This window comes from Bowmanella dokdonensis, from assembly GCF_017254865.1.
In the GTDB taxonomy this organism is placed as follows: Bacteria; Pseudomonadota; Gammaproteobacteria; order Enterobacterales; family Alteromonadaceae; genus Bowmanella; species Bowmanella dokdonensis.
Genome location: NZ_JAFKCV010000353.1, coordinates 1 through 292, shown reverse-complemented (window position 1 = coordinate 292; position 292 = coordinate 1). Strand labels below are relative to the sequence as shown.

Annotated in this window: 1 protein-coding gene; it reads left to right on the top strand. The window is 45.5% G+C overall.

The window, feature by feature from the left end:
* The first annotated feature begins 9 nt into the window (after positions 1-9).
* Positions 10-171, top strand: coding sequence for a WecB/TagA/CpsF family glycosyltransferase (locus tag J0A66_RS23915; protein WP_369127395.1), 162 nt, complete (start codon positions 10-12; stop codon positions 169-171).
* The last annotated feature ends 121 nt before the right edge of the window (positions 172-292 follow it).

The following is a 292-nucleotide window of genomic DNA, read 5'->3' as shown; positions in this document are numbered from 1 at the left end:
CCACGTTGGATGCAAAAAGTGGGCTTGGAATGGTTTTATCGTTTCGGTCAGGAACCCAAACGATTGTTCTGGCGGTACATCAAGCACAATCCGCGTTTTATGTTGCTAGGACTTCGTCAGTTGGTGCTGTTTTGGTGGCAAATACTCTGCCGTAAAAGTCGGCAAAGTTGATACGCTCTGCTTAAGGTGTTGAAGGTGTAAGGCGCAGAACATGCTGGGCGTAAAAATAAAAAAGCCAGGCTAAGCCTGGCTTTTCTGTAAAAAAATCTGACAGTCTTTACTTGGCTTTGCG